16 protein-coding genes are annotated in these 14,660 nt (G+C 73.3%); 5 read left to right on the top strand and 11 right to left on the bottom strand.

Annotated elements, in window-relative coordinates:
- Both C1I95_RS24060 and C1I95_RS24055 read right to left on the bottom strand, forming a co-directional pair.
- Positions 1–1,823 (bottom strand): ATP-dependent DNA helicase RecG (locus tag C1I95_RS24060; RefSeq protein ID WP_111216910.1); only part of this gene is annotated, 1,823 nt, incomplete at its 3' end.
- Positions 1,820–3,433: a DAK2 domain-containing protein gene (locus C1I95_RS24055; protein WP_111216908.1), complete on the bottom strand. Its 1,614-nt coding sequence runs from the start codon at positions 3,431–3,433 to the stop codon at positions 1,820–1,822. The genes C1I95_RS24060 and C1I95_RS24055, both read right to left, overlap by 4 nt.
- A gap of 227 nt (positions 3,434–3,660) precedes the next feature.
- Here C1I95_RS24055 and rpmB point away from each other — a divergent pair, with 227 nt between their 5' ends.
- Complete coding sequence (gene rpmB, locus C1I95_RS24050) at positions 3,661–3,852, top strand: 50S ribosomal protein L28 (protein WP_093401721.1); 192 nt, start codon at positions 3,661–3,663, stop codon at positions 3,850–3,852.
- Between the two features lie 189 nt (positions 3,853–4,041).
- Here the strand turns inward: rpmB and C1I95_RS24045 are convergent, their stop codons facing one another.
- A complete protein-coding gene (locus C1I95_RS24045) occupies positions 4,042–4,509 on the bottom strand; it encodes a GNAT family N-acetyltransferase (protein WP_111216906.1) in 468 nt (155 codons plus the stop codon).
- A gap of 41 nt (positions 4,510–4,550) precedes the next feature.
- Positions 4,551–5,489, bottom strand: coding sequence for a thiamine-phosphate kinase (locus C1I95_RS24040; RefSeq protein WP_111216904.1), 939 nt, complete (start codon positions 5,487–5,489; stop codon positions 4,551–4,553).
- A gap of 123 nt (positions 5,490–5,612) precedes the next feature.
- Here C1I95_RS24040 and C1I95_RS24035 point away from each other — a divergent pair, with 123 nt between their 5' ends.
- Positions 5,613–5,846, top strand: coding sequence for an Lrp/AsnC ligand binding domain-containing protein (locus C1I95_RS24035; protein WP_089001579.1), 234 nt, complete (start codon positions 5,613–5,615; stop codon positions 5,844–5,846).
- Complete coding sequence (locus C1I95_RS24030) at positions 5,847–6,470, top strand: DUF3515 family protein (RefSeq protein ID WP_111216902.1); 624 nt, start codon at positions 5,847–5,849, stop codon at positions 6,468–6,470.
- 98 nt (positions 6,471–6,568) lie between these two features.
- Here the strand turns inward: C1I95_RS24030 and C1I95_RS24025 are convergent, their stop codons facing one another.
- Entirely contained in the window at positions 6,569–7,675 is a 1,107-nt protein-coding gene (locus C1I95_RS24025) for a D-alanine--D-alanine ligase family protein (RefSeq protein WP_111216900.1), read from the bottom strand.
- A gap of 159 nt (positions 7,676–7,834) precedes the next feature.
- On the bottom strand, positions 7,835–8,071 hold the full coding sequence (locus C1I95_RS24020; RefSeq protein ID WP_111216898.1) for a hypothetical protein: 237 nt from the start codon (positions 8,069–8,071) through the stop codon (positions 7,835–7,837).
- 278 nt (positions 8,072–8,349) lie between these two features.
- Between C1I95_RS24020 and C1I95_RS24015 the strand changes: the two genes are divergently transcribed.
- Both C1I95_RS24015 and C1I95_RS24010 read left to right on the top strand, forming a co-directional pair.
- Positions 8,350–9,195 carry a helix-turn-helix domain-containing protein gene (locus C1I95_RS24015; protein ID WP_111216896.1) on the top strand — a complete coding sequence of 282 codons (846 nt, stop codon included), beginning with the start codon at positions 8,350–8,352 and terminating at the stop codon, positions 9,193–9,195.
- 4 nt (positions 9,196–9,199) lie between these two features.
- The gene (locus C1I95_RS24010; RefSeq protein ID WP_111216894.1) at positions 9,200–9,400 is read left to right on the top strand and encodes a DUF397 domain-containing protein; all 201 of its coding nucleotides are present in this window, start codon (positions 9,200–9,202) and stop codon (positions 9,398–9,400) included.
- A gap of 134 nt (positions 9,401–9,534) precedes the next feature.
- On the opposite strand, the gene C1I95_RS24005 is transcribed toward C1I95_RS24010, so the two are convergent.
- From C1I95_RS24005 to C1I95_RS23985, 5 genes are all read right to left on the bottom strand, one after another.
- Positions 9,535–10,587, bottom strand: coding sequence for an ROK family protein (locus C1I95_RS24005; RefSeq protein WP_111216892.1), 1,053 nt, complete (start codon positions 10,585–10,587; stop codon positions 9,535–9,537).
- A 168-nt stretch (positions 10,588–10,755) separates the two neighbouring features.
- A complete protein-coding gene (locus C1I95_RS24000) occupies positions 10,756–11,586 on the bottom strand; it encodes a putative protein N(5)-glutamine methyltransferase (protein WP_111216890.1) in 831 nt (276 codons plus the stop codon).
- Positions 11,586–12,743, bottom strand: a complete 1,158-nt coding sequence (locus tag C1I95_RS23995; RefSeq protein ID WP_111216913.1) for a cystathionine gamma-lyase — start codon at positions 12,741–12,743, stop codon at positions 11,586–11,588. The genes C1I95_RS24000 and C1I95_RS23995 overlap by 1 nt, the downstream gene beginning before the upstream one ends.
- A gap of 8 nt (positions 12,744–12,751) precedes the next feature.
- A complete protein-coding gene (locus tag C1I95_RS23990) occupies positions 12,752–13,750 on the bottom strand; it encodes an NAD(P)H-dependent glycerol-3-phosphate dehydrogenase (protein WP_111216888.1) in 999 nt (332 codons plus the stop codon).
- A gap of 156 nt (positions 13,751–13,906) precedes the next feature.
- Positions 13,907–14,644: a lysophospholipid acyltransferase family protein gene (locus C1I95_RS23985; RefSeq protein ID WP_111216886.1), complete on the bottom strand. Its 738-nt coding sequence runs from the start codon at positions 14,642–14,644 to the stop codon at positions 13,907–13,909.
- Between the last annotated feature and the right edge of the window lie 16 nt (positions 14,645–14,660).

The following is a 14,660-nucleotide window of genomic DNA, read 5'->3' as shown; positions in this document are numbered from 1 at the left end:
ACCCCGAACCGGTCGGCGTCCAGCACGACCATCATCGTCGCGTTGGGCACGTCCACGCCGACCTCGACCACCGTGGTGGCCACCAGCACGTCCAGGTCACCCGCGGCGAAGGAACGCATCACCGCGTCCTTCTCGTCGGCGGGCAGGCGGCCGTGCAGGACACCGAGCCGCAGACCGTGCAGCGGCCCCTCGGCCAACAACGGTGCGACCTCGGTCACCGCGAGGGGCGGTCGCCGTCCGTTGTCGTCCAGCTCCGGTGGCTCCTCGTCGGCCCCGGACGTCGAGTCCCCGATGCGTGGGCAGACCACGTACGCCTGGTGGCCGGCCGCGACCTCCTCGCACAGCCGACGCCAGGCCCGGTCGAGGAACGCCGGCTTCTCGGCGGCCGGTACGACGTGCGAGGCGATCGGCGACCGGCCCCGTGGCAGCTGGGACAGCGTGGAGATCTCCAGGTCGCCGTAGACCGTCATGGCCACCGTGCGGGGGATCGGGGTGGCGGTCATCACCAGCACGTGCGGCGGCTGCTCCGCCTTGGCGCGCAGCGCGTCCCGCTGCTCCACGCCGAACCGGTGCTGCTCGTCGACCACCACCAGGCCGAGGTCGGCGAAGTCGACCCCCTCGTAGAGCAGGGCGTGCGTGCCGAGCACGATGCCGGCGGCGCCGCTGGCGACCTCGGCCAACGCCCGCCGTCGGGCCGCCGCGCCGAGCGAGCCGGTGACCAGCTCGACCCGGGTGGCGTGCTCGGCCGCGCCCAGCTCGCCGGCCTGGGCGAGCGGGCCGAGCAGGTCGAGCATGCCGCGGTGATGCTGGGCGGCGAGCACCTCGGTCGGGGCGAGCAGGGTGGCCTGCCCACCCGCGTCGACCACCTGGAGCATGGCCCGCAGGGCCACCACGGTCTTGCCGGAACCGACCTCGCCCTGCAACAGGCGGTGCATCGGATGGCCGGTGGCCAGGTCGGCCGCGATCTCGGTGCCCACGTCGCGCTGCCCGGAGGTCAGCTCGTACGGCAGCCGGGCGTCGAACGCGTCCAGCAGCCCGCCCGTGCGCCCCGGTCGGGGGCGCGCGGGCGAGGCGGCGGCCTGGTGCTTGCGCCGCACCAGGGTCAGCTGCACGGCGAACGCCTCGTCCCACTTCAGCCGCCGGCGGGCCCGGTACAGGTCCTCCCGGCTGGACGGCCGGTGGATCTCGCGCAGCGCGGTGCCGAGGCCGATCAGGTTCCGGCTGGCCCGCACCGGGGCGGGCAGCGGGTCCTCCGGCGACGCCACGGTGTCCAGCACCACCCGGACGCAACGGGCGATCACCCAGGTCGGCACGGCCGCGGCGGCCGGGTACACCGGGATGAGCGCCCCGGCGAACTCCTCGACCTGCTCGCTGGCCGCGGCCTCACCGTCGGTCTGGTCGCCGAGCAGCACGTACTCCGGCCCGTTGAGTTGCCGTTTGCCCCGGAACTCGGTCACCTTGCCGGCGAACATCCCCCACCGGCCGGGACGCAGTTCCCGCTCCCGCCACGCCTGGTTGCCAAAGAAGGTGAGCGTGAGGGTGCCGCCGGAGCCGTCGCCGACGGTCACCTCCAGCAGGTTGCCCCGGCGCTGGCGCATCGGGCGTACGGCGGTGCGCTGCACCTGGGCCAGCACGGTGACCTGCTCGCCGACGTCGAGCGCGCGGATGTCGGTGTGCTCGCCGCGTTCGTCGTAGCGGCGGGGGAAGTGGTAGATCAGGTCGCCGGCGGTGTGCAGGTCGAGGTGGCTGGCCAACGCCTTGGCGGTCTTCTCGCCGACCAGCTTCTTCAACGGCGTGTCCACGGTGGACGCCTCGGCGGTCATTCGACACCTACCAGCAACGGATAGCGCGGCTGCCCGCCCGGGTACGCCTGCACCTCGACGAAGGGCCAGCGGCCGGCGATGTGGGTACGCACCGCGTCGGCCAGCCCGTCCGGCGCGTCGGCCCCGACGAGCAGGGTGACCAGTTCGCCGCCGCCGCCGAGCATCCCGTCGACCAGGGCGACGCAGGTGTCGACCAGGTCGGTGCCGATCAGGTGCACCTCCCCCTCGACCAGGGCGAGCACGTCGCCGGCGCGGCAGGGGCCGGCGACGGTGAGCGCCTCCCGACCGGCCCGGCAGATCTCGGCGTACCGGCAGGCCCCGGCGGCCTCGGCCATCGCGATCACGTCGTCCTCGAATCGGCGTCGCGGGTCGCGCACGGCGAGCGCGGCCAACGCCTGCACCGGGGAACGGGTGGGCACCACGCTCACCTTCACGCCCAGCCGGTGCGCCTCCGCGGCGACCTGGTTCGCCACCGCCTGCGCGTCCGGGTCGTTGGGCAGCACCACCACCCGGGCCGCGCCGGTGGCCCGCACGGCGTCCAGCAGCTCCCCGGTCGACGGATTGCCGGGCACCACGACCGCGCCCTCACCGGCGAGGAGTTCGGCGATCCCGGTGCCGGCGGCGACCACCACGGCGGCCCGGCCGTCGGGTGCCGGGGTGGGCTCCGCCGCCATCTGGTCGGCGAAGCGGGTCACCGAGATCTGGTAGGGGCGGCCCGCCACCACACCGGCCTCGATCGCCGCGCCCACGTCGTTGACGTGCACGTGCACCTGCCAGGTGCCGAGCCCGGGGCTGCCGTCGCCGACCACCACCAGGGAGTCGCCGAGCGCGGCCAACTCGTCGCGCATCCGGCGGACCGACTCGGGCTCGGCGTCGAGCAGGAACTGCACCTCGTAGGCGTACGCCGCGGAGCCGGTCTCCCGGGCGGCGGTGGCCGGCGGCGGCACGGCCCGGGGTGCCGGCGCGGGGCGCTCGGGGCTCTCCCCCGTGATCACCTCGACCAGCGCGTCCAGCAGCAGGCACAGCCCCCGCCCGCCGGCGTCGACCACGCCGGCCCGGGCCAGCGCCGGCAGTTGCTCGGGCGTGCGGGCCAGCGCCGCGGCCGCCGCGCCCGCCGCTGCCCCGGCCACCGCCCGCAGCTCACGACTGCCGGTCCGCTCGGCCGCGCCGGCCGCTGCGGACACCACCGTGAGCAGGGTGCCCTCCACCGGCCGGGCGACCGCCGCGTAGGCCGCGGTGGTCGCCTCGCGCAGGGCGACGGCCAGCTCCGGGCCCCGCACTGCGGGAACCGTGGCCAGCGCGTCGGCGAAGCCGCGCAGGATCTGCGACAGGATCACGCCGGAATTGCCCCGGGCGCCGAGCAGAGCGCCCCGGGCCATCAGTCGCAGGGCGTGCCCGTGCGCGGTCGAGGTGCCGTCGGCGAGGGTGTCGAGATCCATCGCCAGGGCCTGCTGCGCCGAGGTGAGGGTGAGCACCAGGTTGGTGCCGGTGTCGCCGTCGGGCACCGGGTAGACGTTGAGGTCGTCGATCTCCCCCTGGTGCCGCTTGAGCGCGGCCAGCCCGCTGGCGCACCAGCGGCGCACGGCGGCGGCGTCGAGGGTGTCCAGCACGGTCGAAGCCTACTGGCGTACGCTGACAGTCGCCGGACCGCCGGGCGTGTCCCCTCCCGTCCGGATTCCCGCGCCGCTGTCGCCAGCTGGCTCGCGGCGTGATCCGCTCCTGGTGGGCGGTGCCGAGCCCGATTGGGCGGGCCGATCAACCATCGGGTACCCTGGCCAGGTTGCCCGGGCAGCGCCTGGCGGCGACCTCATGAACGTTTCAATCCCAGGAGTATCCCGTGGCTAGCGTGTGTGACGTCTGTGGCAAGGGGCCGGGCTTCGGCCACAACGTGTCCCACTCGCACCGGCGGACCAACCGCCGCTGGAACCCGAACATCCAGTCGGTGCGTACCCCGGCCGGTGGTGGCACGACCAAGAAGCTGAAGGTCTGCACCTCCTGCATCAAGGCGGGCAAGGTCGCCCGCGCCTGACGCGGCAACACCCGGTACGCCACGATCTCTGCCGGCGGGTCCAACGGACCCGCCGGCATCGTCGTGTCCACACCCCGACCCGGCGGCCCGCACCCAGGCCCTCCGCCGTCCGCCGTCCGTCGGGAGGCGGATGTTAGGAAGGGGCCCTTCCTATACACGAGGCGTTAAAAAGGGGTCCTTCCTTACCGGTCAGAGGGGGCGGCCGTACGACAGGCAGCCAGGCGCGTCGGCGTAGTAGCCGAAGTTGGGGATCCGGTCGTAACCGGCCGAGGTGTACATCGCGATCGCCTCGGGCTGCCGGTCGCCGCACTCCAGGATGATCCGCTTGCGGCCCTGTTCACGGGCCGAGTGCTCGATGGCGGCCAGCACCGTCCGGGCCACGCCGCGCCCCCGCGCCTCGGGAGCGGTGTACATCCGCTTCAGCTCGGCGGTGTCGCCCTGGTCGCCGTGGCTGCGCCAGCCACCGCAGCCGACCGGCTGCCCGTCGAGATGGGCGACCAGGAACGCTCCCGTCGGTGGCGCGAACTCGCCGGCGTCGACCGGGGTCTCGTCGCCGCTGCCGCCGTACCGGACGCTCAGGTCGGCCAACGCGGCGATGATCAGCCGCTGCGCCACCGGGGAGTCGAACGGCACCACCTGGATCTCGATCTCCTGCACCCGTAAAGGGTACGACCAGGCTGGCCCCTTACCGCGAGCGGTCAGCGGAAGTGGTCCCAACCGGCCGGCCCGTCGAACGGGCTGCCGTCCACCGTCACGCCGGAACCCTCGGCGACCCGGCCGATCGCCCGCCACCCCTCGGGCAGCGCCGTCGCCGGCGGGAACGTCGCGGCCAACGCGTGATCGTCGCCACCGGCCAGCAACCAGGTGTACGGGTCGACGCCGAGCGCCTGGGCGGCGTCCCGCATCTGCGGCGGCACCTCGAAGGCGTCCCGGTCGATGTCGACGGCCACCCCGCTCGCCTTCGCCACGTGCCCGAGATCGGCGAGCAGCCCGTCGGAGACGTCGATCATGGCGGTGGCGCCGAGCCGGGCGGCCAACGGCCCGGCCGGGTAGGGCACCTCCGGCCGCCGGTACGCCTCGACCAGCAGCCGGGGCGTACGGAATCCCCGGGAGAGCACGGTGTATCCGGCGGCCGCGTACCCGGTGCGACCGGCCAGGGCGACGAGGTCACCGGGGCGGGCGCCGGCCCGGGTCACCGGTGGTCGGCCGGCCAGGTCGCCGAGGGCGGTCACCGCGATGGTCAGCGTGGGGCTGGCCGACATGTCGCCGCCGACCACGCTGGCGCCGACGCTGGCCGCCTCGGCACCGAGCCCGTCGGCGAGTTCCTCCACCCAGCCGGTGGACAGGTCGGCCGGTACGCAGAGCGCCACCAGCAGCGCGGTCGGGGTGGCACCCATCGCCACCACGTCCGCGAGGTTCGCCGCCGCCGCCCGGCGCCCGATGTCGTACGCGCCGGACCAGTCCCGGCGGAAGTGCCGTCCCTCGACCAGCACGTCGGTGGAGGCGACCACCCGGGCGTCCGGCGCGGCGACCACCGCCGCATCGTCGCCGGGGCCGAGCAGCACCGTGGATCCGTACGACAGCCGGGCGGTCACCCGGTCGATCAGACCGAACTCGCCGACACCCGCGACACTCACGCCGCCGCTCCGTCCTGCTCGCTCACCGCTGCTCCTTGACCACCGATAGGGATCACACCTGGTCCGTAAGGTACTTTCTCCCTTCGGGCCGCTTGGCAGGCGGCGACGGAGGGAGGCCGAGTCGTGGTACAGGCATACATCCTCATCCAGACCGAGGTCGGCCGGGCGCGTGACGTGGCCGGTCTGATCTCGGACCTTGCCGGCGTGGTCCGGGTCGACGCCGTCACCGGGCCGTACGACGTGGTCGTGCTCACCGAGGCGAACACCGTCGACGAACTCGGCAAACTCATCGTCAGCAAGGTGCAGATGGTGCCCGGCATCACCCGCACCCTCACGTGTTCGGTGGTGCGCCTGTAAGTGGACAGAATCTCCGAATCCGCCGTCGCCGAGGCCGACCGCCCCGACGACGCGCCGGCACCCGACCGGACCAACCGCTCCGCGGCACTGATCGCCACGGCGGTGGCGCTGCCGGTGGCCCTGCTGGTCGGCGCGCTCGCCCTGGCCAACTTCGCCCCGGACACCCCGGCCGCCGGGCCGGAGCCGTCGCCGACCACCTCCCGTCCGCAGTCCACCGCGCCGGTGGAGATGGCCGCTCCGGCGCTGGCCGAACGGCCGGCCACGGTCTGCCGCGCCCTGCTGTCGCAGCTACCCACGTCGATCCGTGACCTGTCGCAGCGGCCGGTCAGCGCCGGGCCGGAGCAGAACGCCGCGTACGGCGACCCGGCGCTCACGGTGGCCTGTGGCGGCGCCGAGCCCGAGGTGCAGCCCACCGACCACATCAACCTGGTCAACTCGGTCTGCTGGCACGCCGTGGAGCGGGCCGACGTCACGGAGTTGACCACGCTCGACCGGGAGACCGCGGTGACCGTCCGGGTGCCGCACTTCTACGGCGAGGCGTTGCAGTGGGTCTCGCCGATCTCCACCACCATCGTGGCCTCGGTCCCCTCGGCCGGTCCGGCTCCCTCCGGCTGCACCTCCTGACGCGAAGACCTCCTAACGTGAAGACCTCCTGACGCGAAGACTGACGGCCGACACCGGGCCACTGGCCCGGTGCCGGCGGAGGTCAGTGTTGGTCGGCCTCAGTGTTGGCCGGGGCCGCGGGTCAGCGCGGTGCGGATAAGCCGGTCGACCAGCTTCGGGTACTCCAGGCCGGCCGCCGCCCACATCCGGGGGAACATCGACGTCGGCGTGAAACCGGGCATCGTGTTGATCTCGTTGAGGTAGACGTCCAGCTCCGGGGTGACGAAGAAGTCGACCCGGGCCAGCCCGGCGCAGTCCAACGCGGTGAAGGCGCGTACGGCGTAGTCGCGTACCTGCCGGGTGACCTGCTCCGGCAGGTCGGCCGGAATGTCGTACTCGCAGGCGGACTCCGCGTCGATGTACTTGGCCTCGAAGTCGTAGAAGTCGTAGTCGCCGACCACCCGCACCTCGGCGAGCACGGACGCCTCCGCCATGCCGCCGGCCTCGCCCTCCAGCACGCCGCACTCGATCTCCCGGCCGACGATCGCGCCCTCGACCAACACCTTGCTGTCGATCTCGCGAGCGGTGGCGATCGCCGCGTCCAGGTCGGCCCAGTCGTTCACCTTGGTGATGCCGAAGGACGACCCGGCCCGCGAGGGCTTGACGAAGACCGGCAGCCCGAGCCGCTGCTTGTCCGCCTCGCTCAACGTCGTCCCGCTGCGCAGCACCGCGTACGGGCCGACCGGGATGCCCTCGGCGGCGCAGAGCTTCTTGGTGAACTCCTTGTCCATGGCGGCGGCCGAGGCGAACACCTTCGCCCCGACGTACGGGATGCCGGCCATCTCCAGCATGCCCTGGATGGTGCCATCCTCGCCGTAGGCGCCGTGCAGCACCGGGAACACCACGTCCACATCGGCCAGCGCCCGCGGCCCCTCGGCCGGATCGAGCACCAGCAGGCCGTTGCCGGTCGGGTCGGCCCGCAACACGATGTCCGTGCCCGACTCGGCGGTGATCTCCGGCAGGCGGCGGGCGGCGATCGCCAACTCGGCGGGATCACCGCTGGTCAGTACCCACTGACCGGCCCGGGTGATGCCCACCGGCACCACCTCGAACTCGTCCGGATCGAGCGCGCCGAGCACGCTGCCGGCGCTGACACAGGAGATGCCGTGTTCCGGGCTCCGGCCGCCGAAGACGATCGCCACGCGGGTCTTGCCTGGGGTGGTCACTGCGGTCACCTTTCCGGGACGCACTGCTGGCGCTCTCCCGGATGACCTTACTGTGCGTGGCGAGAACGGGTAGTCGATACCCTGCGAGAACGCGGGACTGCCGCATTCGGTCAACGGACCATATACGGCGCGTAACCGGACGGCTGTCCGCCGACCCGGTCAGCCCGCCAGTTCCCGCACGCCGAACGCGTGCCGCCGACCGATGGCGATCACCTTGACCCGCTGCCGGCCGGCCCGGACCATGCCCAGGGCCATGAACGCCCCGGCGATCCGGTCGGCCGCCTCCCGGCTGCTCGCGCCGACCACCTGGCGTCGACGTTCGGGCGCGGTCCGCTCGTTACGACCGTCACCCTCGAACGGGCGGACGTCAGTCAGCACGACCAGGAAGCGGGTCATCGCCGGCCGCCGAGGCGCTCGGCGAACACCCGCCGACAGTCTCCAAGCACGTCGATTCCCTTCCGGTTCCCGACAACTGGCGTGGCACGCGGCGGTCGGGTACGGGGGAATAACCCGACCGCCGCGCGCCCCATCCCCTCCGGTCGCTCACCACCACCGTCGCCACGACAACCGGCGGTGAGGACGCACTAACAGACTGACACCTCCATGGGCATGAATGCAACTCTCACCGACGTTCTCTCATGTACACAGTCCCAAATACGTGCGACCATCGATGCATGGCTCCGAAGACCGCACGCGCCCGCCGGCTGGGCATCGCCCTGCGCCACCACCGGGAAGCCGCCGGCCTCACCCTGGAGGCCGCGGCCGACGAGATCAACAGCACCCGCAGCACACTTTCCCGCTACGAGAACGCGCAGACCCTGGTCAGCCCGGCCACCGTACGCGCCCTGCTCACCCTCTACGGGGTCGGCGCGGACGAGGTCGCGGCGGCCGTCTCGCTGGCCAAGGACGCGCGCAAGCCCGGCTGGTGGGTCTCCTACTCGTACCTGCTCGACCGGCGCACCATCGACTTCATCGCGTTGGAGGCCGAGGCCACCGGCATCGCCAACTTCGAGCCGTCGGTGGTGCCAGGGCTGTTGCAAACCGCCGACTACATCCGCGGCGTGATGCGGGGTGGCCCGCACACCCTCAGCGACAACGAGGTCGAGGAGCGTGTGCACCTGCGCCTGGACCGGCAGCAGCGACTCACCGGAGAGGACCCGCCGATCTTCGACGCGATCCTCGACGAGGCCGCGCTGCTACGCCCGGTGGGCGACCGCTCGGCGATGCAGGGCCAGCTGAACCACCTGCTCAAGATGACCGAGCTGCCGAACATCACGGTCCAGGTGATCCCGCTGGTCGCCGGCTACCACCGGGGCACCCGCGGTTCGCTGCACATCCTCGAATTCGCCGACCCGGAGGACCCGATCATCGCCTCGGTGGAGACGGTCGCCGGGCAGATGGTCCTCGACCGGCCCGGCGATCTGCGTACCTGCACCAAGATCATGGAGCACCTGCGGACCGTCGCGCTCAGCCCGGCGGCCAGCCGCGACGAACTCGTCAAGATACTGAAGGGACGGTAATGGCATGACACCGACGATCAACCCGACGGTGGCCGTGGTCGGGTGGCGCAAGAGCAGCCACAGCGGCGACGAGGGAGCCTGCGTGGAGGTGGCGGTCGTCCCCGGGACGGTGGCCGTACGCGACTCCAAGGACCCGGACGGCCCGCTGCTGCTCTTCCCGCCGACGGCCTGGACCGCCTTCGCCCAGGCACCACCGACGCACTGAGCCGCCCCGCGGTGCGCGACCCCGCTGAACCGCACCCCAGTGCCGCTGACCGGGCCGGTAAGGGCACCGCCGGCCCGGTCAGCCCTCCGCCGGCCCGCGCGATCCGCGCGGGGCGGTGGGCAGCTGCCCCGCTGTCAGTCGCCGACCAGCGGTGGCGGGGTCGGCACGGCGCGTACCGTCTCCAACGCCGCGAGCGCGACCCCCCGCGCGCCGGCCATGTCGCGGTCCGGCACCAGCGCGAAGGTGGCCAGGGCGACCTGCTCCGCGCGGAGCACGGTGTGCTCGCGCACCTCCGCCAGGAACCAGTCGCGGAACTCCGGCGTCGTCTCCACCACCCCACCACCGATGAAGTACGCGTGCGGGTCGGTGAAGTTGGCCGCGATGGTGAACAACGCGCCGAGCGCCCTCGCCTGCTGCGAGAAGATCTCCCGGGCCAGTTCGTCGCCCCGCTCGCCGTAGCCGCGGACCAGCTTCGCCGCCCGCTGCGGCGCCTCGCCGACCAGCGGGTGTTCCGGAAAGCGGCTCAGCCAGTACGGCAGCAGGTTGCGCTCGATCGCGGTCAGCGAGGCGACGCTCTCCACGTCACCGGCGAAGCCGCAGGCGCAGATCGGCACCGGCTGCTGCGGCGCGAGCACCGTGCCGAGGGGAATCTGGACATGCCCCAGTTCGCCGGCCATGCCCGCCGCGCCGGAGATCACCCGGCCGCTCTCGACCACGCCGCCGCCCAGTCCGGTGCCGACGATCGCCGACACCGACGAGCGCCGCATCGCGTCGGCGCCGAAGTGGACGTGATGGGCGTAGAGCGCGGCGGCGTTGCCGTCGTTGTGGTAGATCACCGGCAACCCGAGCCGGCGCTCCAACCCACTGCGGATGTCGTAGCCACGCCAGGCCGGCTGCGAGAAGTTCGTCGAGCCCTTCGACGAGATCACCCCGGTGGCGCTGGCCGGGCCGGGCGTGTCCAGCCCCACCGCGCGGACCTGCTCGCGGGACACCCCGGTGCGGGCCAGCACGCCGTCGAAAGCGGCGACCATGGCCGCCACCGCGGCCTCCGGCCCGGCCTGCACCTCGCTGGGCGTCTCCACCAGCTCGTCGACCAGGAACCGCCCGTCGAGCGTGAGCACCGTGGCGTTGTTGCTCGTACCGCCGTTGTCGATCCCGACCACCACCGGCACCGTTGCGCTACCCACCCGAATTCCGCCTCCCGTCGTCACGACCTGACGTGAGGCTAGTTCTCGCCCCGTCGGCCCGCCACGCCCAGTCGGCCGATCAGTTGATCACCGGCCGGGTCAGGAGCCCGCCAGCCCGGCCGCGAGCCGGCCGGCCGGGAACCACCCGTGGCCGGCGGTGGACGACATTCATCGCCTCGCCGCGCGCCCCGGTCCGGCATGCCGGCCGCACCCCGGGCGACAGGCCGTCATGGCGGTGGCGTCGAGGGCGTCGTCCCGGACCACCGCCGGCACCAGTCCGGCGCCGGCCAGCACCGCCCGGAACCCGTCGACCTGAACCTCGCCGACCTCCACCACCAGGTGCCCGCCGGGGGCGAGCCAGCTCAGTGCCGCAGCGGCGACCCGACGCAGCACCGCCAACCCGTCCGGCCCCCCGTCGAGCGCCATCGGCGCCTCGTACCGCCGGGACTCCGCGGGCAGCAGGTCCAGCGCCGCCGTGGGCACGTACGGGGCGTTCGCCACCACCAGGTCCAGGCTGCCGCGCCAGGCCGCCGGCAACGGATCGAACAGGTCACCGGCGAAGACCGGCACAGCCAGGTCGGCCAGGTTCCGCCGCGCGCAGGCCGCCGCCGCCGGATCCACGTCCACCGCGGCCAGCAGTCGCGGGGCGGCGAGCCGACGCGCCAGCGCGCGGATGATCGCACCGGAGCCGCAGCACAGCTCCACCACCGCCGCCGCCGGCCCGGTCACCGCGGTGGCCGCCGAGACCAGCAGGGCGGTACGCGCCCGGGGCACGAACACCCCTGGCTCGACAGTGACCCGCTCGCCGCAGAACTCCGCCCAACCGAGCAGGTACTCCAGCGGCTCCCCGGTGACCCGCCGGTCGACCAGACCGACCAGCGCCTCCGGGCCGTCGGCGGCCTCGACGAGCAGACGGGTCTCGTCCTCGGCCCAGACACAGCCGGCGCGCCGCAATCGGGCGACCACCGCGTCCCGCTCGGCCGGGGAGAGCAGCACCATCAGGCAGCGGCGTCCAGCGCGGCGGTGACGTCGGCGACCAGGTCGACGGTGTCCTCCACGCCGCAGGAGAGCCGGACGAAGCCGGGAGCGGTGTCGTCACCCCACTGCGCCCGCCGGTCGGCCGTGGTGTGCAGGCCGCCGAAGGAGGTGGCCGCCGCGACCAGTCGGGCCGCGTCGAGGAACCGGGCGACCCGCTCGGCGCTGCCGAGGTCGAAGGAGAGCACGCCGGGCATCCGCCGCAGCTGCCGGGACGCCACCGGGTACGCCGGGTCGTCCGGCCGGCCCGGCCAGCGCAGCCCGGACACGTCGGCGCGTCCCGCCAGCAGCCGGGCGAGCGCCTCGGCGTTGGCCGTCTGCCGCCCGAGGCGCAGGTCGAGGGTGGCCAGCGAGCGGTGCGCCAGCCAGGCGTCGAACGCACCGGGCACCGCCCCGGTGGCGTTCCGCCAGGTGGTGATCGTCTCCAGCAGCTTCGCGGACCGGGTGGCGACATAGCCGAGCAGCAGGTCCGAGTGGCCGGTCAACGCCTTGGTGCCGGAGGCGACCACCAGGTCCGCGCCGAGATCCAGCGGACGCTGCCCGAGCGGGGTGGCGGTGGTGTTGTCCACCGCCAGCAGGGCACCGGCGGCGTGCACCCGCTCGGCCAGCGCGGGCAGATCGACCACGTCCAGCCCCGGGTTGGCCGGCGTCTCCACCAGCACCAGCCGCACCCCGTCGAACGAGGGGTACGGCCCGGCGGTCGGCGCGAGCAGCACCCGTACGCCATTGCCGGCCAGCGTGTCGGTGGCGAACGCGCGTACCGGAAAGTAGCCGTCGGCGGGAAGCACCACGGTGTCGCCGGCCCGCAGCGCCGCCAGCAGCAGACCGGTGATCGCCGCCTGCCCGGTGGCGAAGACCCGGCAGTCGCCACCCTCCAGCTCGCCTACCGCCGCCTCCAGCAGCCGGCGGGTCGGGTTGTCGGGGCGCCCGTACCCGTTCGGCGCCGCCGCCGGTCCCTGCGCCGGGTCGAGGTGGTACGGCGCGGCGAAGACCGGCCCGGGCAGGAACGGCGCACCGGGGATCGGCTCGGGCAGGCCGGCGTGCACGCACCGGGTGCCGTCGCCGTGGGAAGGGAACAGCCGGTCGTGCTCCTCCGGGGAGAGGAAGCGGTGCTCGTCCATGGCGGCGCTCACTCCGGCTTCGTGGTACGGCTCATCAGGGCGCGGACCGCACGGCGCGGGTCGACGCCCTCGTGGCAGACCAGCTCGACCTGCTCGGTGATCGGCATCTCCACCCCGTGCGCGCGAGCCAGGTCCCGGATGGCGAGTGCGCTCTTCACCCCTTCGGCGGTCTGCCGGGTGGCCACCCGCGCCTCCTCCAGGGTGGCGCCGCGACCCAGATGCTCGCCGAAGGTGCGGTTGCGGGCCGACGGGGACGAGCAGGAGGCGACCAGGTCACCCATGCCGGCGAGGCCGGCGAAGGTGAGCGGGTCCGCGCCGAGGGCCACCCCGAGCCGGGCGGTCTCGGCCAACCCGCGGGTGACCAGCATCGCCCGGGTGTTGTGGCCGAAGCCCATCGCGGTGGCGATGCCGTACGCCAGGGCGATCACGTTCTTCACCGCCCCGCCCAGCTCGCAGCCGATCACGTCGTCGTTGGTGTACGGGCGGAAGTACGGCGTGGTGATCGAGCGCTGCACCAGCGTGGCCCGGTCGGAGTCGGTGCAGGCGACCACGGTGGCGGCCGGCTGCTCGGCGGCGATCTCCGGTGCCAGGTTGGGGCCGGAGACCACCACCACCCGGTCCGCCGCCACCCGGGCGGTCTCGACGATCACCTCGCTCATCCGCTTGGTGGTGCCGAGTTCGATGCCCTTCATCAGGGAGACCAGGGTGGCTTCGGGGTGCAGGTGCCCGGCCCACTCGGCGAGGTTGCCGCGCAGCGTCTGCGACGGCACCGCCAGCACCACCATCTCGGCGCCCGAGATCGCCTCGGCGGCGTCGCCAGTGCCGGTGACCCGCTGCGGCAGCACCACCCCGGGCAGGTACTCCGGGTTGCGCCGCTCGGCGCGGATCACGTCGGCGATCGGCTGCCGCCGGGCCCAGAGCGTGACGTCCCGCCCGGCGTCGGCCAGGATCTTCGCGAACGCCGTCCCCCACGACCCCGCACCCAGCACCGCCACATGCCCGCTCATGACGACACTCCGCTACGCTCCGTGCCGCCCTGAGGCACCATCGCACTGCGCTGATGATTCGCTCGCTGACGCTCGCTCATGACGACACTCCGCTACGCTCCGTGCCGCCCTGAGGCACCATCGCACTGCATTGATGATTCGCTCGCTGACGCTCGCTCATGCTGCCGACTCCGGGTGCTGGCGGTCGGCGGTCGACCGGCCGCCGCGCTGCCACAGCGGCGGCGGTGTGCCGCCGCGGATCTCGGCGAGCATGTCCCGCAGCCGCAGCATGATCACGTCGGTCATCTCCTCGAGCACCTGCCGGCTGGGCGCGGCACCGGCCCAACGGCTCAGGTCGATCGGCGGCCCGGCCACCACCGTCACCGGGATCCGAGGCCGCAGGTTGAGCCGGGCGCGGCGCGGATCGAAGATCCGCTCCGGCCCCCACATCGCCACCGGGACGACCGGGGCACCGGTGGCGAGCGCCAGCCGGGCGGCGCCGGTCTTGCCCTTCATCGGCCACAGCTGCGGCTCACGGCTGGTGGTGCCCTCCGGGTAGACCACCACCGCGCCACCCGCGTCGAGCGCCTTCACCAGTGCGTCCAGCGACTTCACCGCGTCGATCGAGCCCCGCTCGACGGGGATCTGCTTGCACCAGTGCAGGATCGAGCCGATCACCGGGAGCCGGAAGAGGCTCGCCTTGCCGAGGAACTGCGGCCAGCGCCCGGCGTCGTAGATGAAATGGGCCGAAACCAGCGGGTCCGCGTGCGAGATGTGATTCGGCACGATGATCACCGGACCGTCCTGGCCCAGGTGCTCCATGCCCCGCCAGGTACGCCGGGTCCAGACGGTCATCACCGGCTTGACCAGCATCACGGCGAACCATTGCCAGAACCCCAGCCTGCGCCGACCCACCGTGCCTCCTCGTGCC

The organism is Micromonospora craterilacus, assembly GCF_003236315.1.
Taxonomy (GTDB): Bacteria; Actinomycetota; Actinomycetes; order Mycobacteriales; family Micromonosporaceae; genus Micromonospora; species Micromonospora craterilacus.
This window is presented reverse-complemented; position numbering and strand designations above follow the sequence as displayed.